This is a genomic window from Kitasatospora sp. NPDC058190, from assembly GCF_042883685.1.
In the GTDB taxonomy this organism is placed as follows: Bacteria; Actinomycetota; Actinomycetes; order Streptomycetales; family Streptomycetaceae; genus Kitasatospora.
In genome coordinates this window covers 1-18928 of sequence record NZ_JBHVVI010000111.1, presented here as the reverse complement: position 1 = coordinate 18928, position 18928 = coordinate 1, and the positions used below count along the sequence as shown (strand labels likewise).

Below are 18928 nucleotides of genomic sequence, written 5' to 3'. Positions count from 1 at the left end.
ACCAGTGATCCTCTCCCGCCGTGCCCGGATCGCGCTGCGCGCGGCCACGATCGCCGGCCTCGCCGTCGTCTACCTGCCGTTGCTGCTGGTCCTGCTCAACTCGCTCAACCGGGACCGCTCCTTCGCCTGGCCGCCGACCGGACTCACCACCGAGTGGTGGGTACGGGCCTGGCAGTCCGACGGTGCCCGCAGCGCGCTCGTGACCTCACTGCAGGCGGGTGCGGGGGCCACCCTGGTGGCCCTGGTCCTGGGAACCATGACCGCCTTCGCCGTCCAGCGCTACCGGTTCTTCGGACGGCAGACGGTGTCGTTCCTGGTGATCCTGCCGATCGCGCTGCCCGGCATCGTCACCGGCATCGCGCTCAACGCCGCGTTCCGCACGGTGCTCGGCCCGGCGGGCATCGGCTTCGGCATGCTCACCGTCGTCATCGGGCACGCCACGTTCTGCATCGTCGTGGTCTTCAACAACGTCGTCGCCAGACTGCGCCGGATGTCCCCCTCGGCCGAGGAGGCCTCGGCCGACCTCGGCGCGCACACCTTCCAGACCTTCCGGTACGTCACCTTACCGGCCGTGCGGTCGGCCTTGCTGGCGGGCGGGCTGCTGGCGTTCGCGCTCTCCTTCGACGAGATCGTGGTGACCACCTTCACCGCCGGGCCCGGCGTCCAGACCCTGCCTGTCTGGATCTACGCCAACCTGGCGCGGCCCAACCAGGCCCCCGTGGTCAACGTCGTGGCGGCGGTCCTGGTGCTGCTCTCGGTGGTCCCGGTGTACCTGGCCCAGCGGCTGTCCGCGGACACGCCCGGAGGGCGGCTGTAGCCGACCGTCGGGCGGCCGCTGCTGTCCGCGCTGTCCTTCTGGGTGTCGGCGCCTACCGCCCGTCCTCCCACAGGGCGCGCTCGACGGTGCGCAGGGCGGTGGCCGACTGCTCCCAACCGTGCCACCAGAACAGCCCGCCGTCCTGGCTCGCCTCGGTGGCGAGTGCGGTCAGCCGGGCCCATGGGCCGGCCGGGATGCCGAACTGCGGCCGGGCGGCGAGGCGTTGGGCTGCCTCGGCATCGACCGGGACCATGCCGATCAGCGGGAACCGTGTGCCGTCCGCGGTTCGTCCGGTGCCGTGGAGCATCGGGTGCAGGGTGATCGGGTCGAGCAGCAGGGTGAGGTCGGCGCCTGGTACCAGGTCCGGGCCGTAATGCCAGCTGAGGCGCCGCCCGTTCGACTCGGCCTTGGGGACGGGTCGTCCGTCGAGCGTGACGCCGTCCTCCGCGATCCGCAGCTGCGCGCCGCCCGGCCGCGACGGCAGCCGCAGCCGGTAGGTCCCGTACAGGCGCGGGGGAGCGTCAGACGCCGCACGGTCGAACGGGACGGTGAGGCCGTCCACCTCGAAGCCCGCCGGTCCGATCACCACCGCCGCGGTGGCGGGTTCGCCGTCGACGGTGACGCGCAGACGCGGGGCCGAGCCGAGGGCACCGGGCGCGACGTCCACGCGCACGCCCCCGGACCGATAGGAGCCGACCAGGTCGGCGAGCGGCGGGACCTCCGGCAGCGGGTACTCGGTCAGGCGCACCGCTCGCCCCACGGTGCCGATCAGCCGGCGCCGCCCGTCGCGTCCGAACTCCGTCCGCAGTTCACCGCCGACTCCGGAACCGGCACCGCCGCTGCCGTCCGCCCCGCGCCAGCGCAGCACGCCGTGCTCGTAGTGCGGGTCGGCGACCCGGCGGCCGTTGACGTAGACCCGGTGCCGGGGCGGGTCGGTCGCCCGGCCCAGGAGGTAGACGGAGAGTTCGCCGTCCGGCGTGCCGTACAGGCCCGTCCACGGGTAGAGGGCTCCGGCGAGGACCGAGTCGAGGTCGCGCCGCAGGGATTCCCGGTCCGCCGAGCCGTCCCGCAGCAGCCTGCGCGCCTCGGACTTGCGGGTGAGCAGGGTGCGCAGCCGTCGCGCCGCCTCCGGCGTGGGCCGCTGGCGGACGCCTCGGGCGGCGGCCTGCAGGGCCAGGTCCTCGCGCCGGGCCAGCAGGGCGCGTTCGGCCTCGCCGAGGTCCGGCGGGGCCCAGTCCGCCACGGCGGCGGCGGGCTCCCGGACGTAGCGTTCGCGCAGGGCGCTGTCCTCGCCGAGGGCGAGGACGAATCGGGCGCCGGGCGTGTCCTGCTGCCAGTGGAAGCCGGCCGGGATGCGGAAGTCGGTGAAGCCGTCGAGGGCGGCGAGTTCGCGCGGTCCGTACTCATCGATGATCCGCAGGGGGCCGTCGGGCGGGCGGACACTCTGGCCGGGCTTGAGCAGGCCGAGGCGTTCGAGCGCCCGCGGGTCGGCCGGGGCGGCGACGGCGGGCGGCAGGTACCAGGTGGAGGCGCTGGTGACGGTGCGCTGAACGGCAGGGTCGCGCAGGGCGGCGACGGTGTGGTGGGCGGTGACGGGGTCGAGGCCGCGGTAGCGGGCGCCGATGTAGTTCACCACGGTGTGGTCGGGGCCGTAGACCTCCTCCAGCCGGTCCAGCAGGACGGGCAGGTGGCGGTTGGTGAACCCGGCGCGCTGGTAGTCGAGTTCGCCGACGACGCCGACCTGCCAGAGCACCAGGTTCAGGCCCGGGTCGATGCGTCGGCCCCGGATCAGCAGGTCGGACGCCTCGAAGGTCTGCATGCCGGGGCTGCTCGGGTCCACGCCGAGGTCGGCGCAGAGCACGTCCAGGGCACTGATGCCCGGCCGCATCACGGCCGTGTGGCCCTCGCGGCGGGCGATGCGGACGGCGCGGTGGCTGGAGAGGACGAAGATGCCCGGGTGGCCGTAGAAGACCGCCGCCACGCGTCGTCCGGCGCGGACGAAGTGAAGGACCGCTTCGGATATCTGGACGTACGTCAGATAGCGGTCCTTGGCGTCGTCGTAGAGGACGCTGAGGTCGTAGGCGTCCGGGCGCCAGGCGTTGATGCGGACGACGGTGGCGGGGTCGGCCACGCAGTGGAAGACGTGGTCGGCCTCGCGGAGCAGCCGCTCGTCGGCCCGGGTGAAACCGGCGGCCTCGATGCCGGAGCCGAGGACGGTCAACTCGCCCTTGGGCCCGGCGGGTTCACCGGTCGGCGGTCCGGCCGCGGCGATGGCCCGGGACAGTTCGGCCCAGCGGGCCTCGTGTTCCCGGCGCGAGGGGAAGCGGTCGAAGGGGCGGGTGTAGCGGTGCGCGAAGCGGCGGTCGGAGTCCATGTGGCGGCGCGGGCCTCAGACCGCGTCCGCGGTGTCGGTGAAGTCGACGACCATCTGGGTGCTCTGCGGCGGCAACGGGTCCACCAGGACCGGGGGGTCGAGCTGGACGTAGGTCTGGATGACCTGCGGTGAGGGCTCCGTCAGGACGGGTGCGTCGAGTTCGAAGTCGATCTGGCTGATCTGCGGGGTGGGCGGCATCAGGATCGGGGCGCCGAACTCGGAGACGCCCAGGGTGCTCTGCGGCGGGAAGTCGGCGTCATCGCCGTCCAGGAGGAGGTCGACGTCCACGTCCACGTCGATGTCCATGATGTCGACGGGCAGGCTGCTTGCGGTCAGGGCGATCACGGCGGTCACTCGTCCCCTCGGGGCCACGGGCGGAGGCGAGTTCATGCTACTGAACGGGCGTTCGGCCGGACAGGGGTCGGAGTGGCGGGCGGGCGTTCACGGCTGCCCCCGGGCTGTCGGTGTCAAATGCCCAGGCGGGTGGCGATGCCGTCGAGGACGCAGTCGAGGCCGGTCTCGAACTGCCAGTCCTGGTCGTCCTTGCGGGTGCCCTCGCGGAGGTAGCGCTGATAGGCGGGGTAGCGCCCGGTGTTGATCAGCCAGGACATCCGCGAGGCCAGGCCGGCGCGGGTCTCGTCGCCGTCGGCCCAGCCGTGCTCGCGCTGCAGCGCCAGGAGGGCGATCTCGGCGGAGACGGAGCCGTGGACGTAGCCGGTGACGGTGCGGAACACCGCCATGGTGGTGTCGGCGTCCAGGCCGTGTCCGGCGAGGGCGGCGAACGCGCGCTCGGGGACGGCCAGTTGGTTGGGGGTGAGGGCGGAGGCGGCGGCCCGGGTGGTCCACGGGTGGGCCAGGCTCATCGCGCGCAGCTGGACGGCCAGGGTACGCATGGTGTCGCGCCAGCCGGTGGCGGGGGCGTCCAGGGGGAGTTGGCCGTAGACGAAGTCGACCATCAGCTCGATGAGTTCGTCCTTGCCGGACACGTACCGGTAGGCGGCCATCGGGGCGACGCCGAGCGCGGTGGCCAGACGGCGCATGGTGACGGCGTCCAGGCCTTCGGCGTCGGCGATGGCGACGGCGGCCTCGGCGATCCGGTGCGGGGTGAGGGTGGTGCGCGGGGCGGGGGCCGGGCGGTCGAGGCGCTCCCAGAGCGAGGTCTGGGGCTTGGCCTGGTCGTCGTCCCCGGTGGGGGCCTGCGGGGCGGGCATGGCGGCGGGCTCCTTCCGGCTGGCTGTCGGTCCACCGTACCACTCCGAGCGTACGACGTATCTGCAGTAGACGTCGTACACGTCGATGTGTACGTTGTATTCAGCCGATACGGCGTACACAACGACTCGGAGGGGGACCCCCATGTCCAACGACCAGCAGCAGGCGCGACCCGGGCAAGCTCAGGAGCGGCTGCGGGTGGCCGTACTCGTCGGCAGCACCCGCAACGGCCGGTTCGCGCCGGTCGTCACCGACTGGCTGCTCGGCCACCTCGGTTCCCGTGCCGACATGGCCGTCGACCTCGTCGACCTGGTCGACACCCCGCTGCCCACCACCTTCCCGTCCTTCGGCGGCGAACTCGACCAGGGCGACGCGGAGTTGCTCGCCGCCGTCTCGCCCCGCCTGGAGGCCGCCGACGCCTTCGTGATCGTCACGCCCGAGTACAACCACAGCTTCCCGGCCCCGCTGAAGAACGCCATCGACTGGCACAACCGCCAGTGGCACGGCAAGCCGGTCGCCTTCGTCTCCTACGGCGGGCTCTCCGGCGGCCTCCGCGCCGTGGAACAACTGCGGGTGGTGCTCGCCGAGTTGAACGCCACGACGATCCGCAACACGGTCAGCTTCCACGGCGCCGCGCAGCGCTTCGACGCCGACGGCAAGGCCCTCGACCCGGCGGCCGACGCCGCCGCCAAGACCATGCTCGACCAGCTGGCCTGGTGGGCGCAGGCCCTGCGCGAGGCCCGGCGCGCCCGCCCCTTCGCGGCCTGACCCGGGCACCGACACCGGCACCGGGCAGCCGGGCAAACGGGCAGCCGGGTAAACGGGCAGCCAGGCAAACCGACAGACGGACAGACGGACTACTGGAACACGGGAAAGGCGGACCAACCATGGTGACGGAACCGGCCGAGGAGCGCCCCAGGCCGCCGCTGCTCGGCATCCTCGGGCTGATGCTCGGCTTCTTCCTCTCCGTACTCGACGGGCAGATCATCGGCACGGCTCTGCCGACCGTCGTCGGCGACCTCGGCGGGCTGGACCACCTCTCCTGGGCGGTCACCGGGTACCTGCTCACCTCCGCCGCCGCCACCCCGCTCTGGGGCCGGCTCGGTGACCTGTACGGGCGCAAGGGCGCGTACCAGTGGGCGGTGGTGGTGTTCCTGGCCGGCTCGGTGCTCTCCGGGCTGTCGCGCGACATGGCCGAGCTGATCGCCTTCCGCGCGCTCCAGGGGGTCGGTGCCGGCGGGCTGATGGTCGGCGCGCTCTCGGTGATCGGGGTGATCGTCCCGGCCACCGACCGGGGGCGGGTGCAGGCGGTGGTCGGCGTCCTGATGCCGGTCGCCTTCGTCGGCGGGCCGCTGCTGGGCGGCTTCCTGACCGACCGCCTGAACTGGCGCTGGGCGTTCTACGTCAACCTGCCGGTCGGGCTGCTCGCTCTGGTGGCGGTCGCGCTCGGGGTACGGCTGCGGACGGAACGCGTCCGCGCCCCCTTCGACTGGGCGGGCCTCGCCCTGCTGACCACCGGCATCGTCGGGCTCACCCTGATCGGCAGCTGGGGCGGTGTGACATACGCCTGGACCTCGCCGTGGATCCTCGGCACGGGGGCCGTCGCGGTGGTCGCGCTCGCCTGGTTCGCCCGGGTGGAACGGCGGGTCCCCGGACCGCTGGTGCCGCCCGCGCTGTTCCGCAACCGCAACTTCACCGTGGCCCAGGTGCTGGGCTTCCTCACCGGTGCGGTGATGGTCGCCCTGGCCGGCTACCTGCCGCAGTACCTCCAGTTCGTCCAGGGTGCCACGCCGACCACCGGCGGCCTCCTGCTGCTGCCGCTGATGCTCGGCATGGTCGGCTCCCAGCTCGTCACCGCCAAGCTGATGAGCCGCACCGGCGGCGAGCGGCGCTACCCGCTGATCGGCGGCGCCATCGCCCTGACCGGAGCAGCCCTGCTGCTGCTCCTCGGTACCGGCACGCCGCGGGTGGTCGCCTCCGGGCTCACCGCGGTCGCCGGGCTGGGGATCGGGCTGCTCATGCAGAGCACCCTGCTGACCTCGATGGGCGCCGTCCCGCCGCGGGACATGGGCGCCGCGATGGGGGTCGTCACCCTGGTGCGCAGCATCGGTGGTTCCCTGGGCATGGCGGTGCTCGGCGCGGTCTACACGGCCCGGATGGCGGACACCCTCACCGAGCGGCTCGGCGCCGGGTCGGCCGCCCGGCTCACGGGTGGCGGCGGGCTCACCCCGGCAGGGCTCACCGGCCTGCCGGCCGGCGTCCGCGACGCCGTAGGGGAGGCGGTCACCGATGGCCTGCACGGCGCGGTGGCGGGAGCGGTCGTGCTGGCGGCCATCGCCACGGCGGTCGCCTGCCTGGCTCGGCCGGACCCGAAGCCGGATCGGGAGTCGATGTCGGCCCCCGACCCGGCCCCGGCCCCCGACCCGGCCCCGGAGCCCGAGTCGGCGAAGACGACGGCGTAGCGTGTGACAGCTCGACCAGGTACGGGATGTGCGGCTGCTCCCTCCGGCGCCCTCGGCGCGGGGCTGTCCGCCTCCGGCGACTTCGAAGCGGATGCCCGAGGACGAGTGCGGGCGGCCTTCAACGGCGGGGCAGCAGCGACTCCCACACGTCGCGTTCGGCGGTGGCCGACCAGACCACGTCGCCGTGGCCGTAGCCCGGCACCACCCGGTAGTCCACCCGGGCGCCGCCCTGGCGGATGAGGCGGGCACCGAGGTCGTGGTCACCGCGGCCGAACTCGGCGTTCACCCAGACCACCTCGGCTCGGATCGCCGCCCAGTCGATCCGGTGGACCTCCGTCAGACCGGCCCAGACGGCCGCCAGGTCGCGCAGCAGCGCGGTCGGCTGCAGGCCGCTGCCGAGGCGGCCGATCGCCTCCGTCCAGACGGCGAGCGGGCTGTGCTCCAGGGCGAAGCGGTCCTCCCCGGGGGTGGTGCCGAAGGCGTAGGTGCCGCTGCTGTGTCCCCGGTGGTGGATCCAGCTCGCGGGCCCGGGCAGGTCCCGGGTGTGGGTCAGGGCGTAGTGCAGCAGGCCGAGGTTGCTGAACTGCCCCGCCCCGTCCACCGGCCGTGGTACCCCGCTCGGGGCGTCCGGGGCGGTGGTGGCGCGGGCGACCAGGCCCTTCAGGCCGGGGTCGACGGTCCAGACGCCCGCCTCCAGCTGCTGCTGGAACAGGCGGGTCAGCGCCTCGGCCTTGGCGACCAGTTCCGGTTCCGTCTCCGGGTCGTAGGGGCCGGTGGTGTCGAGGACGAGTACCCGCCGCAGGGCCTCGCCCCGGTTCCGGGCGGCGGTGGCCAGGGCGAGCGCGGCCCCGGCCGAGTGGCCGAGCAGCTCGTAGGGCAGGGCGGTGAGGGACTCGACGGCGGAGACGACCCGTTCGAGGTCCGTGCGGTGCCCGTCCAGGCCCCAGTCGGCGCACTGCGGCCCGATCCGGTCGGGCGTCAGCGCGTCCTCGGGCGGGGTGGTGCCGATGACCAGGTACCCGTGGTCGGCGAGGAAGTGCGCGAGGCTCCGGCCCTGCGCGGTGCAGTAGTCGGCGGCGACGTTGAGTCCGCCGCCCGGCAACAGATGGACCACCCGGCGCGCCGCGCCGTCGTCGCCGAGGACGTCGACGGTGAACCGGTCCCCGTGCTGGTCCGGGACGGCCAGTCGACGGTGACCCGGACCGATGTCCACCACCGCCGGGTCGCCGCAGCCGAGTGCCGCCCCCAACTCCCTGACGACGTCCGTGCCCACCGCTGTCCCTCCCCCTGCGCTGCCCTTCGCGACGTCGAACAGTCTGCCGCATGGCCGCGGTCCGCTCCGGCGCCGGTACCCGCCGTGGGCGCCCGGCCCCTGGCCGGGTACCGGGCCACGGTGCGGTGCCGCGACCGTGCGGCCCCGCTGCTCACCCCCAGTACCCCGTGTGCACCGCCGCGGCTTCCTCGTAGAGGTGCGGCCCCGAGACCTCCACCGAGCTGCCGCCGGCCGCGAAGACCTGGCGGCACGGCAGGTGGAGCACCGGCTCCTCCGGATCCATGCCCGCGATGACGTTCAGGTCGGTCGCGGCGAGCGCGTAGACGACCCGGCGGATGCCGCTCCAGAAGATCGCGCCGGCGCACATCGCGCAGGGCTCGGTGCTGGAGTACAGGGTGGCCTTGGCGAGCTGCGCCGGAGCGAGGGCGCGGGAGGCCTGCCGGACCAGGTTGGTCTCCGCGTGGGCGGTGACGTCGTGGTCGGTGAGCACGGTGTTCTCGGCCGTGAGCAGGACGCTCCCGTCGGGGTCGGTCAGCAGCGCGCCGAACGGGTGGTTGCCGTGCGCCCGGGCGGAGGCCGCGAGATCGATGGCCGCGAGCAGGTGGGCGCGGGTGTGATCGGCCATGACGTACTCCTCAGGGGTGGGCCGAACGGTGGGATGGCGAAGCGGGAGGCATCGGGGAGGTCATGTCGCCCGGATCAGCCGTACGGGACGACGGCGACCGGGCAGTGCACGTGGTGGATCGCCGCATGTGCCACCGGGCCGAGGTGGTGGTGGCGCAGCGGCAGGTGCCGGGTGCGGCGGCCGACGACGAGCAGCCGGGCCGTCGCCGCCGAGTCGACCAGCTCGACGGCGGCCTTGCCCCGGATCAGCTCGTCCGTCACCTCCACCTCGGGGTGACGGGCCCGCCAGGGCTCCAGCGCCTCGGCGAGGCCGGTCCGCTCGACGGCGGAGACCTCGCCCTCCAGCCCGCCGATCGCGCCGTAGGACATGTACTCGCTGCCGGCCGGCGGGCTCCAGACGTGGACGACCCGCAGCGGCGCCGAGCGGAGCGCGGCGGCCTCGAAGGCGAAGGCCAGCACCTCCTCCGCCGGGTGCGCCAGGTCGAGGCCGACCGTCACGGGACCGGCCGGCTCGCTCTCGTGGGCCCGGACCAGCACCACCGGGCAGGCCGACCGGCGCAGCACCTCCTGACTCACCGAACCGGTCAGGAAGCCGCGTACGGTGCCCAGCCCGCGCGAGCCGAGCACCAGCACGGACGCCGTCCGCGAGGAGGCCTCCAGCGCCTCCACCGGATCGGCGGCCACGGGCTCGGAGGAGATCGGCACCCCGGGCGCCAGGGCGCGCAACCCGGCCTCGCGGTCGGCCAGGTGTGCCAGTGCGCGGTGGTAGGTCTGGTCGCTGCCGACCACGTCCCGCTTCGGCCAGGGCCAGGCCTGGAGGACTTCGAGGCCGAGCCCGCGGCGCTGCGCCTCGAGCGCCGCCCACTCGGTGGCGGCGAGGCTCTCGGGCGAGCCGTCGAAGCCGACGACAACGGGTCCGGTCACGGCGTACTCCTCGATTCCGCGGCGCGTCGACGGCCGTCCCCGGCCGCCGGGGCCGCCTCGGGTTGCCGCCCCAGTATCCGCGCTGGCCGCGACCGGCGCCTGTCGGGGCGGCGCACCTCGCGCCCCCGGTCACCGTCCGCGCCACGCCCGTCACTCGCGGGGCCGCCGGCCCATGTGCTCGGGGCCACGGTCCCGTCCAGGTCCCGGTGCGGCTACGCTCCGTGCCGCTCCCATGACGCGACCGTCGCGGTCGCCCAGGCCCGCACCCGTTCCGGGAAGCCCTCCGCCGGGAACGTCCCGTCGACCGCGACTTCCGCGATCGTCACGCCGTACCCGCCCCGCGGTACCTCCCGCGGGGCTTCCCGCACCACCTCGGGTGCCGCGCCCCTCACTCGGTGCGAATTGGCCCGCCGAGCCCGCTCCACCAGCCGGTCCACCTCCGCCGGCCCCCCGCCGAGGTACGCCCGCAGGAATTCCCGCGCCCGCGCCCCGCCGTCGCCGGGCAGCCGGCCCGGATGCTGCAGCAGGAAGCACGACACCGACACCCCGTGCAACGGCCCCCACGGCTCCTGCCGCCCGTGGTCCAACGCCAGCAGCGTCTGGAAGAGCTCCTCGCACCCCGGCGCACCGCACTCCCCGCAGGGGCCGACGCCGGTCACTCCCGCACCTGCTTGCTCAGGTACATCGCGGACACGTCGTAGCCGCTGCGGCGGTACAGGGCGATGGCGGCCTCGTTTCCGCCGAACACGTTCAGGGCCAGTTCCGTCATGCCCTCACGGGCGACGAGCTGCTCGGCGGCGCTGAGGATGGCGGCGCCGTAGCCCTGGCGGCGGTACGGGGGGCGGACGCGGATGTGGTACAGCCAGGCGGAGGTGGAGGTGCCGGCCTCCGTGCGGGGGTCGGGGCCGATCCAGGCGGTGCCGACGGTCTCGCCCGAGTCGTTCTCGGCCACCACGAGGTGGTGGCGGGCGGTGGCGAGGCCGTCGGGGAGGAACCTGGCGGTGCCCTGGCGAGCGCGGTCCCGGGCCAGCTCCTCGGGCATGAGTCCGGCCAGTTCGCGCGTCGTCTCGTCTTCGCGGAGCTCGGTCGCCGCCCGGTACTCCGACGGCGTCATCGGTCGCAGGGCCACCTTCTGAACGTCCATGCCCCATCTTCGACCGGCCGCGGGCGGCGGCGAAACCGGATTTCGCGCCGGGACGGTCGGAGTAGGGAGGCGGCGTGGTACCGCGGTACTACGGGCCGCCCGATGATCAGCCCGCGGTGCCACGGATCCGGCGCCGGCCGCACCTAGCGTGGAAGCGTGGCGGTCGGGACGGCCCGGCCCCTGAGCGTAAGGGCGAGCGATGATCGAGGCGCACCAGCTGACGAAGCGGTACGGGGAGAAGACCGCCGTGGACGGGCTGGACTTCACGGTTCGGCCCGGGACGGTGACCGGGTTCCTGGGGCCCAACGGCGCCGGGAAGTCCACCACCATGCGGATGATCGTCGGCCTCGACGCGCCCACCAGCGGGTCGGTGCGGGTCAACGGCCGCCGCTACGCCGAGCACGCCGCGCCGCTGCAGGAGGTGGGCGCGCTGCTGGAGGCCAGGTCGATCCACCCCGGCCGCTCGGCGTTCAACCACCTGATGGCCCAGGCCCACACCCACGGCATCCCGCGCCGCCGGGTCGAGGAGGTCATCGAGCTGACCGGCCTGCAGTCGGTGGCCCGCAAGCGGGCCGGCGCCTTCTCGCTCGGCATGGGCCAGCGCCTCGGCATCGCGGCCGCCCTGCTGGGCGACCCGGCCACGGTGATGCTGGACGAGCCGGTCAACGGCCTCGACCCCGAGGGCGTCCTGTGGATCCGCAACCTGCTCACCTCCCTCGCCGCCGAGGGCCGGACCGTCTTCGTCTCCTCGCACCTGATGAGCGAGGTCTCCCTGGTCGCCGACCACCTGATCATCGTCGGACGCGGCCGGCTGCTCGCCGACACCACCGTGCAGGACCTGATCAGCGAGGCCGGTGGCGACGCCGTCAAGGTGGCCAGTGCCGACCCGGCCCGGCTGCGCTCGGCGCTCGCCGGGCCCGGCGTGGAGATCACCGGTCGGTCCGGCTCGGAAGAACTGCTGGTCACCGGCCGTACGGCCCGCGAGATCGGGCTCACCGCCGCCGAGCACGGCATCGCCGTCTTCGAGCTCACCCCCCGGACGGTCTCCCTGGAGGAGGCCTTCATGGACCTGACCAGGGACGCCGTGGAGTACCACGGCACCACCACCGCCCGCATCGAGACCGAGACCGAGACCCCGAGGAGCGCGGCATGAGCACCGTTGTGACCTCCCAGCCGGCCACGCCCGCCGAGCTTCGCCCCGCCCGCCCCGCCTACAAGGTGACCGCGGCGCGCGTGCTGCGCTCCGAGTGGGCCAAGCTGTGGTCGCTGCGTTCGACCTGGATCACCGCCGGTCTGGCGCTGCTCTTCCTGGTCGCCTTCGGCCTGATCGCCGCCTTCCAGTTCAAGTCGCGGATCACCTCGGGCCGCCCGATGGACCGGGACTTCGCCAGCGCGAGCGCACTGAGCCTCTCGCTGTTCGGCACCAACTTCGCCCAGCTGGCGCTCGGTGTCCTCGGCGTGCTGGTCGCGGCCGGCGAGTACTCGACCGGCATGATCCGCTCCACCCTGGCCGCCGTGCCGCGCCGCCTGCCGGTGCTGTGGTCCAAGGCCACGGTGTACGGCCTGATCGCGCTGGTCCTGGGCACCGTCGGGGTGTTCGTCGCCTTCCTCGCCGACAGCCGCATCCTCTCCGGCACCCGGGCGGCGATGACCATCTCCGACGCCGGGGTCGTGCGGGGCCTGCTGGGCGCCGCGCTCTACCTGGGCCTGGTCGGCGTGATCGGCGTCGCCCTCGGCGCGCTGCTGCGCTCGGTGGCCGGCGGCATCTCGGTGCTGGTCGCCTCGCTGATGCTGATCCCCGGGCTGGTCTCGCTGCTGCCCAGCTCCTGGCAGGACCACATCAGCCCCTACCTGCCCAGCCACGCCGGCGAGGCGATGTTCGCCCTCCACCACGACACGACCACGCTCTCGCCGACGGCCGGACTGCTGGTCTTCCTCGGCTGGACGGTGCTCGCGCTGGCCGGCGCCGCCGTACGGCTGGTCCGCGCGGACGCCTGAGCCCGTCCGGGCGCCGAGCCCGTACGGAGCCCGAGCCGGTACGGACGTCCGCGTCCGTACCGGCGCCCGGGCCTGAGACACTCCCGATGCGGTGTCGGATCCGACCGGCGCCGCACCACCCGTACCACCCGCACCACCACCAGGGAGGCGCCACCGGTGAGCGAGGACCACGCCACCCCCACCGGCCCGCTCGTGGCCGCCGACGCGCTGTCCGGCCACCCGCTGTTCGCCCGGCTGGCCCGGATCGGCCAGCGGGTGCGGGAGGCGGACCGGGCCCACCCCTGGGTGCTGGACACCGCCGTGGTCGCGGTGGTCTTCCTGATGTTCTGCCTCCCCGACCTCTTCCCCGGCCACGGCGAGCCCCCGCACGAGCACCGGGTCGTGCTGGTCCGCCCGGCGCTGCCGCCCATGCTGGCCCTCCAGGCGGGCCTGGTCCTGCCGCTGCTGTGGCGCCGACGCCGGCCCACCGAGGCCTTCGCGGCGATCATGGCGGTGTTCGTGCTGCAGTGGTCGCTCGGTGTCGCCCTGCGCGCCGACGCAGCCCTGCTGTTCGCCCTCTACAGCCTGGCCCTGCACGGGCGGCTGCGGCACCTGGCCTGGTCCTGCGCGGTGATCGTCGGCGCGATGGCGCTGGTCGCCGTCGAGGTCTCCGGCGGCGGACTGCCGGTCGGAGACGCGCTGTTCTTCCTGGTCAGCGCCGCGACGGCGGCCGTCGCCCTCGGCATCGCGGTGCGCGTGCGCCGCGCCCAGCTCGCCGGATTGCGCGAGCGGGCGGCCCGGCTGGAGATCGAACGCGACCAGCGCAGCCGACTGGCCGCCGCCACCGAACGCACCCGGGTGGCCCGGGAGATGCACGACATCATCGGCCACAACCTGTCCGTCATCGTCACCCTGGCCGACGGCGGCGCCTACGCCGCCCAGGCCTCGCCCGAGCGCGGTCGGGAGGCGCTGCAGCTGATCGGCGAGACCAGCCGCCAGGCGCTCGGCGAACTGCGCCGGATGCTCGGCGTGCTGCGCGACCAGGGCGATGAGGGGGCCGAGCTCAACCCCCAGCCGGGCATCGCCGACCTCGACGGGCTGTGCGCCCGTATCCGCGCCGCCGGCCCCCAGGTGCTGTACACCGTCGGCGGCGACCTGGACCAACTGGACCGAGGCGTCCAGCTGATGGCCTACCGCATCGTGCAGGAGGCCCTCACCAACACCCTCAAGCACGCCGGCCCGGACACCCGCGCGCACGTGACCCTGACCGCCGACGCCGCCCGGCTGCGGGTGAGCGTCCAGGACAGCGGCCCGCCCGCCGGTACTCCCCGGCCGGTCCGGCCGGCCGGCGAGGGGCACGGCCTGGCCGGCATGCGCGAACGCGCGGCCGTGTACGGGGGCACCGTCACGGCCGGTCCCGGCCCTGGGGCAGGATGGACCGTGGAGGCCGTACTCGACCTCACCCCCGACCCGACAGGCGGCCCGACGTGACCACCGTCCTCATCGTGGACGACCAGCCACTGCAGCGCTACGGCTTCCGGATGCTGCTGGAGAGCCAGCCCGACACCGAGGTGGTCGGCGAGGCCTCCCACGGCGCCGAGGCCGTGCGGCTGACCGCCGACCTGAGGCCCGACGTCGTGCTGATGGACATCCGGATGCCCGGTATGGACGGCATCGAGGCCACCCGCCAGATCGTCGCCTCCGGCGGCCGCTCACGCATCCTCGTGCTGACCACCTTCGACCTCGACGAGTACGCCCACGCCGCGCTGCGCGCCGGGGCCAGCGGCTTCCTGCTCAAGGACGCGCGCCCGGAGGAACTGCTCGCCGGGATCCGCGCGGTCGCCGAGGGCGACGCCGTGGTGGCGCCCGCGATCACCCGCCGCCTGCTCGACGCCTACGCCCACCACCTGCCGGTCCGCCCGCCCGGCGCGGCGCCGGTCGACGACCCCCGGCTGGACGCGCTGACCGAGCGCGAGCGGGAGATCCTGGTGGCCATCGCCCAGGGCTGGACCAACAGCGAGATCGCCCAGCGCCTGGTGCTGGCCGAATCGACCGTCAAGACGCACGTCAGCCGGGTGCTGGCGAAGATCGGCGCCCGGGACCGGGTGCAGGCGGTGATCTTCGCCTACGACCGCGGGCTGACCAGGCCCAATCCGCCGATCACGAATTAATTCGGTGGCGCCGCCGCGGACGGCGCTGTTAGCTTGGCCGCTCCACTAGTCGTCCTGATCAAGGGCCACGTGCCCACCGGAGAGGGTGTCTTGATGTCCCGGATCGCGCCGAGCGCGCCTCGCCACACCGCGTAACGACCATTCCCGTCGAGGCCGCTCGGCCTGCTCTTGCTGTCATCGCAAGCCTTCCAGCAAGGAGCACCCCGGGTGTCCAGCACCACCAACACGAAAAAGACCGACACCTTCACCTGCACCTGGTGCGGGCTGACCGTGTCCACCTACGCCGCCGACAGCACGCGGCGCAACCACTGCCCGTCCTGCCTGCACTCCCGGCACGTTCTCGACCAGGTCGAGGGCGGTCCCAGCGAGTGCCACGGGCGGATGTCGCCGATCGCCATCGCCGTGCTGCGCACCGGCGACTGGATGGTCGTGCACCGCTGTGTGCGCTGCGACGAGCTGACGTCCAACCCGGTCTGCCCGGACGACAACCAGCTCATCCTGATGCGGATGGCCGTACGGCCACTGGCCCAGCCGCCGTTCCCGCTCGAAGCGTTCGGCTCCCTCTGAACCGGCCGCGCGAGGAGGGAGACACGACCGTGCCACGACGCAAGAACGAGGGCGGGCAAGGCCGTTCGGGCCGCCGCCCGCAGCGGTACAAGGACGTCCTGCACACCAGGGGCGGGCACCGGGCGCGGGACTTCCGGTGCGTGGGCTGCCGGTTGGACGTCCCGCTGGGAGCCCCCGGCACCGCGCACCGCAACCACTGCCCGAACTGCCTGGCCAGCCTGCACGTCGCCCGGCGGATACCCGGTGACCGGGCCGCCGGCTGCCGGGGGCGGATGGTGGCCCTGGGCATGTCGGTCCGGTCGGACGGCGAGTGGCTGATCATCCACCAGTGCCAGTCCTGCGGGGAGTTGAGCGCCAACCGGGTCGCCGGGGACGACAACGCCCTGGCGCTGGTCCGGCTCGCGCTCAAGCCGCTGCGGGACAACCGGCTCGCCGGCCGCGCGCTGCTGTACCTGTAGGGGCGGGCCCGCCGGGTGGCCGGAGCCGTCGACGCGCGGCTCCGGGCACCCGGCCTCCGGCTAGGCCTGGTTGCCCGGCGTCCCGAGCGGCGTCCCGTGCGGCGCCGGGGTCGGGTGCGGGACGGAGGCCGGCAGGGTGTGGCCGGTGCGGTCGTCGGTGTGCCAGGACTGCGACTGGAAGGCGAGGAACACCGCCGTCCAGCGGTTCTCGTCCGGCAGGTGGATCAGCAGGCCGCCGTCCTGGTACACCCCGTCGTCCTTGCGGAACTGGCCGCTGTTGCCCTGGTTCATGTGCACGTCGTGCACGCCGTTTCCGGGCAGGAAGCCGAACACCTTGTCGGGCACGCCGGGTTCGGGCCCGAAGCGCTGGCCGAAGACGTAGACGGCGGCGCCCTGGTCGGCGATCGCGCGCTGCACGTACTGGTCGAGCAGGTCGGCGAGGTCGTTGTTCGGGCCCGGCAGGTCCGGCGGCAGCACACGCATCGCCGAGTGGTCGACGAGCTTCCCGCGGACGAAGTCCAGGCTCGCGGTGCCAGGGCGGGAGGGCAGCTCGGTCCAGCCGCTGCCGGCCGGCGGCAGGATGGCGGTGACCGGGTGCCGAAAGTCCTCGTCCGCGAGGTAGAGCAGCTCCGACGGGGCCTGCTGGGACAGGACGTTGACGGCCGCGCGGTAGTCGGTGCCGTCGGCGTCGCGCAGGTGGATCTGGTAGTGCGGGGTGCCGGTGGCGCCCTCGCGGCGCCGGTCGACGGCGGTGGCGGCGAGCACGCCGTAGTTGCTGATCGGCATGGGCGGGTCCTCGGATGGGGTCGGTCGGGAGCCCCTCCGTTATGGCGCACCGGCAGGCCAGGGAACCGGGGAATCGGCGTTTGTTCACCTCCCGTCCCCCGAACGGGTTTCCACGCCGCCGAACATTGACAACAGCGCCGAACCCAGGCCGCACCGCCATGGTGGCTACTGCCCCGCTGTCCCCGGCCGGACCAGCCCGGACTCGTACGCGGCCACGATTGCCTGGGCCCGGTCGCGCAGACCGAGCTTGAACAGGATCCGGGCCACATGGGTCTTCACCGTCGTCTCGCCCAGGACGAGCCGCTCTGCCAACTCCGCGTTGCTCAGGCCCCGCGCCAGCAGTCGCAGCACGTCGAGCTCGCGCGGCGTCAGCGCGGACAGGTCGCGGTGCAGCGCCTCGTCCGCCACGTCCTGGCGGGCGAAGCGCTCGATCAGCCGCCGGGTGATGCGAGGCGCGAGCAGGGCGTCGCCGGTCCGCACCTGGCGGACGGCGCTCACCAACTGCTCGGGGGAGACGTCCTTCAGCAGGAAGCCGCTGGCACCCGCGGCGAGCGCGGCGTAGACGTAGCGGTCGAGATCGTAGGTGGTCAGCATGATCACCCGAGGCGGCACGGCGGCGGCCGCGCTCTCCGCCGCGCTCTCCGCCGTGCTCTCCGCGAAGATCCGGCGGGTCGCCTCCAGACCGTCCAGCTCGGGCATTCGGATGTCCATCAGCACCACGTCGGGCGCGGTACGGCGGACGGCCTCGACGGCCTGCAGCCCGTCGGCGGCCTCGGCGACCACGTCGATCCCCTCCGCCTTGAAGATGAGCCGGAAGCCGGTCCGCAGCAGGTCCTGGTCGTCCGCGATCACCACCCGCAGCGGCCGCTCGGTCGCCGTGGTCGTCCCGCTGGTCTCGGTCACGTGGTTCCGCCCCCGTTGTGGTTCCCGTGCCGGGTCGGTCGACGCCGGCCGCCGGTCAATCTACTGCGCACGTCACGGCGGCGGGGCGTCAGCATGCCGCCGCGTCCCGGGGGATGACGGCCCGCACCCGGAAGCCCCCGCCCGGTGCCTCGGCTGCCTCGAGCGTGCCGCCGTAGACGCCCAGGCGTTCGCGCAGGCCGAGCAGCCCGCGCCCGGCCCCGGAGCGCGCGGTCGGCGCGGGGCGGCCGCCGGAGTCGGCCACCTCCAGGGTCAGCGCCCGCGGGGCGTGCTCCACGGTGATCCGCACCTCGGCGCCCTGGGCGTGCTTCATGGCGTTGGTCAGCGCCTCCTGCACCACCCGGTAGGCGGCCAGGTCCATGCCCGGCGGCAGCTGCACCGGCTCGCCCAGCACGGTCAGCTCGACCGGGACCCCGGCGCCGCGCACCCGCTCCGTCAGGGCGGGCAGCTGGCCCAGCCCCGGCGCGGGCCGCAGACCGGGGTCGTCCGAGAGGTCGTCGGCCTCACCCATGGTGAGCAGGTCCATCGCGTGCCGCAGCTCCGTCATCGCGGCCCGGCCGCTCGACTCCACGGCCCGCAGTGTCTGCTCGGCCTCGTCCCGGTCGATCCGCAGGATCTTCCGGGCCGCGCCGGCCTGCACAGTCATCACACTCACGTGATGGCTGATCACATCGTGCAGTTCCCGCGCGATCCGCGAGCGCTCCTGCTCGGCCGCGAGCAGGGTGGCCTGCTCCTTCTCCCGCAGCAGCGCCTGCTCCCGCAGAGACCAGGTGCGCACCGTGTTGACCACCAGGGCGACCGGGACCAGGAAGAGGAAGGTCGCGGTCCCGGACTCCAACGCGGGCACACTGGACTCGTGGGTCGCCGCCAGGACCACGGTCGCCGCCGCCGCGCCGGTCAGCGCGAGCACCCGCCGGGTGCTGTGGACCGCGGCACTGTAGACGGCCACCACGCAGGCGAGGAACGTGGACAGCGGGTCGAAGCCCGGGCTGAGGTGGAACAGCAGGCTCGCCGCGACCACCGTCCCGCACACCGTCAGCGGATACCGGCGCCGTACCAGCAGCGGCAGCGCCGCCAGCACGGCCAGCGCCACCTGCCAGTGCTGCACGGTGCCGTAGTGGTGGACGACCATCCCGTAGGCGGGCGGTGGGGCGCCGGGCACGCCGCCCGGGTCGACCGGCAGGGTGGGCGCGGTCAGCGACACGCTGACCGGCGAGCGGC

General features: G+C 74.0%; 20 protein-coding genes. 9 read left to right on the top strand and 11 right to left on the bottom strand.

Annotation, left to right across the window (positions count from 1 at the left end):
• The first annotated feature begins 4 nt into the window (after nucleotides 1–4).
• Entirely contained in the window at nucleotides 5–817 is an 813-nt protein-coding gene (locus ACFVWU_RS35650; protein WP_387628635.1) for an ABC transporter permease, read from the top strand.
• 52 nt (nucleotides 818–869) lie between these two features.
• Here the strand turns inward: ACFVWU_RS35650 and ACFVWU_RS35645 are convergent, their stop codons facing one another.
• From ACFVWU_RS35645 to ACFVWU_RS35635, 3 genes are all read right to left on the bottom strand, one after another.
• A complete protein-coding gene (locus tag ACFVWU_RS35645; RefSeq protein ID WP_387628634.1) occupies nucleotides 870–3191 on the bottom strand; it encodes an SAM-dependent methyltransferase in 2322 nt (773 codons plus the stop codon).
• A gap of 15 nt (nucleotides 3192–3206) precedes the next feature.
• Nucleotides 3207–3545, bottom strand: coding sequence for a hypothetical protein (locus tag ACFVWU_RS35640; protein WP_387628633.1), 339 nt, complete (start codon nucleotides 3543–3545; stop codon nucleotides 3207–3209).
• 113 nt (nucleotides 3546–3658) lie between these two features.
• Entirely contained in the window at nucleotides 3659–4402 is a 744-nt protein-coding gene (locus tag ACFVWU_RS35635) for a TetR/AcrR family transcriptional regulator (RefSeq protein ID WP_387628632.1), read from the bottom strand.
• Between the two features lie 142 nt (nucleotides 4403–4544).
• Here ACFVWU_RS35635 and ACFVWU_RS35630 point away from each other — a divergent pair, with 142 nt between their 5' ends.
• Complete coding sequence (locus ACFVWU_RS35630; protein WP_387628631.1) at nucleotides 4545–5168, top strand: NADPH-dependent FMN reductase; 624 nt, start codon at nucleotides 4545–4547, stop codon at nucleotides 5166–5168.
• 119 nt (nucleotides 5169–5287) lie between these two features.
• On the top strand, nucleotides 5288–6862 hold the full coding sequence (locus ACFVWU_RS35625) for a DHA2 family efflux MFS transporter permease subunit (protein WP_387628630.1): 1575 nt from the start codon (nucleotides 5288–5290) through the stop codon (nucleotides 6860–6862).
• Between the two features lie 118 nt (nucleotides 6863–6980).
• On the opposite strand, the gene ACFVWU_RS35620 is transcribed toward ACFVWU_RS35625, so the two are convergent.
• The 5 genes from ACFVWU_RS35620 to ACFVWU_RS35600 all read right to left on the bottom strand — a co-directional run bounded on the left by ACFVWU_RS35620 (nucleotide 6981) and on the right by ACFVWU_RS35600 (nucleotide 10827).
• Nucleotides 6981–8135 carry a thioesterase domain-containing protein gene (locus ACFVWU_RS35620; RefSeq protein ID WP_387628627.1) on the bottom strand — a complete coding sequence of 385 codons (1155 nt, stop codon included), beginning with the start codon at nucleotides 8133–8135 and terminating at the stop codon, nucleotides 6981–6983.
• 151 nt (nucleotides 8136–8286) lie between these two features.
• Nucleotides 8287–8760 (bottom strand): nucleoside deaminase, encoded by a 474-nt coding sequence (locus tag ACFVWU_RS35615; protein WP_387628624.1) that lies wholly within the window; start codon nucleotides 8758–8760, stop codon nucleotides 8287–8289.
• A 74-nt stretch (nucleotides 8761–8834) separates the two neighbouring features.
• Nucleotides 8835–9683 (bottom strand): universal stress protein, encoded by an 849-nt coding sequence (locus ACFVWU_RS35610; RefSeq protein WP_387628623.1) that lies wholly within the window; start codon nucleotides 9681–9683, stop codon nucleotides 8835–8837.
• Nucleotides 9684–9895: 212 nt separating this feature from the next.
• The gene (locus ACFVWU_RS35605) at nucleotides 9896–10342 is read right to left on the bottom strand and encodes a DUF5946 family protein (protein WP_387628620.1); all 447 of its coding nucleotides are present in this window, start codon (nucleotides 10340–10342) and stop codon (nucleotides 9896–9898) included.
• Complete coding sequence (locus tag ACFVWU_RS35600; protein ID WP_387628617.1) at nucleotides 10339–10827, bottom strand: GNAT family N-acetyltransferase; 489 nt, start codon at nucleotides 10825–10827, stop codon at nucleotides 10339–10341. The genes ACFVWU_RS35605 and ACFVWU_RS35600 overlap by 4 nt, the downstream gene beginning before the upstream one ends.
• 199 nt (nucleotides 10828–11026) lie before the next feature.
• Between ACFVWU_RS35600 and ACFVWU_RS35595 the strand changes: the two genes are divergently transcribed.
• The 6 genes from ACFVWU_RS35595 to ACFVWU_RS35570 all read left to right on the top strand — a co-directional run bounded on the left by ACFVWU_RS35595 (nucleotide 11027) and on the right by ACFVWU_RS35570 (nucleotide 16000).
• Nucleotides 11027–11980, top strand: coding sequence for an ABC transporter ATP-binding protein (locus ACFVWU_RS35595; RefSeq protein WP_387628615.1), 954 nt, complete (start codon nucleotides 11027–11029; stop codon nucleotides 11978–11980).
• Nucleotides 11977–12825, top strand: a complete 849-nt coding sequence (locus tag ACFVWU_RS35590) for an ABC transporter permease (RefSeq protein WP_387628614.1) — start codon at nucleotides 11977–11979, stop codon at nucleotides 12823–12825. Before ACFVWU_RS35595 ends, ACFVWU_RS35590 begins: the two co-directional genes overlap by 4 nt.
• A 156-nt stretch (nucleotides 12826–12981) precedes the next feature.
• Entirely contained in the window at nucleotides 12982–14295 is a 1314-nt protein-coding gene (locus ACFVWU_RS35585; protein WP_387628611.1) for a sensor histidine kinase, read from the top strand.
• Nucleotides 14292–14975 (top strand): response regulator, encoded by a 684-nt coding sequence (locus ACFVWU_RS35580; RefSeq protein WP_387628609.1) that lies wholly within the window; start codon nucleotides 14292–14294, stop codon nucleotides 14973–14975. The genes ACFVWU_RS35585 and ACFVWU_RS35580 overlap by 4 nt, the downstream gene beginning before the upstream one ends.
• A gap of 207 nt (nucleotides 14976–15182) precedes the next feature.
• The gene (locus ACFVWU_RS35575) at nucleotides 15183–15542 is read left to right on the top strand and encodes an RNHCP domain-containing protein (protein ID WP_387628607.1); all 360 of its coding nucleotides are present in this window, start codon (nucleotides 15183–15185) and stop codon (nucleotides 15540–15542) included.
• 29 nt (nucleotides 15543–15571) lie between these two features.
• Nucleotides 15572–16000 carry an RNHCP domain-containing protein gene (locus tag ACFVWU_RS35570; protein WP_387628606.1) on the top strand — a complete coding sequence of 143 codons (429 nt, stop codon included), beginning with the start codon at nucleotides 15572–15574 and terminating at the stop codon, nucleotides 15998–16000.
• A gap of 60 nt (nucleotides 16001–16060) precedes the next feature.
• Here the strand turns inward: ACFVWU_RS35570 and ACFVWU_RS35565 are convergent, their stop codons facing one another.
• The 3 genes from ACFVWU_RS35565 to ACFVWU_RS35555 all read right to left on the bottom strand — a co-directional run.
• Nucleotides 16061–16786 (bottom strand): DUF2278 family protein, encoded by a 726-nt coding sequence (locus tag ACFVWU_RS35565; protein WP_387628603.1) that lies wholly within the window; start codon nucleotides 16784–16786, stop codon nucleotides 16061–16063.
• Nucleotides 16787–16951: 165 nt separating this feature from the next.
• Nucleotides 16952–17689 (bottom strand): response regulator, encoded by a 738-nt coding sequence (locus ACFVWU_RS35560; protein WP_387628601.1) that lies wholly within the window; start codon nucleotides 17687–17689, stop codon nucleotides 16952–16954.
• Between the two features lie 88 nt (nucleotides 17690–17777).
• Nucleotides 17778–18928 (bottom strand): sensor histidine kinase (locus ACFVWU_RS35555; RefSeq protein WP_387628599.1); only part of this gene is annotated, 1151 nt, incomplete at its 5' end.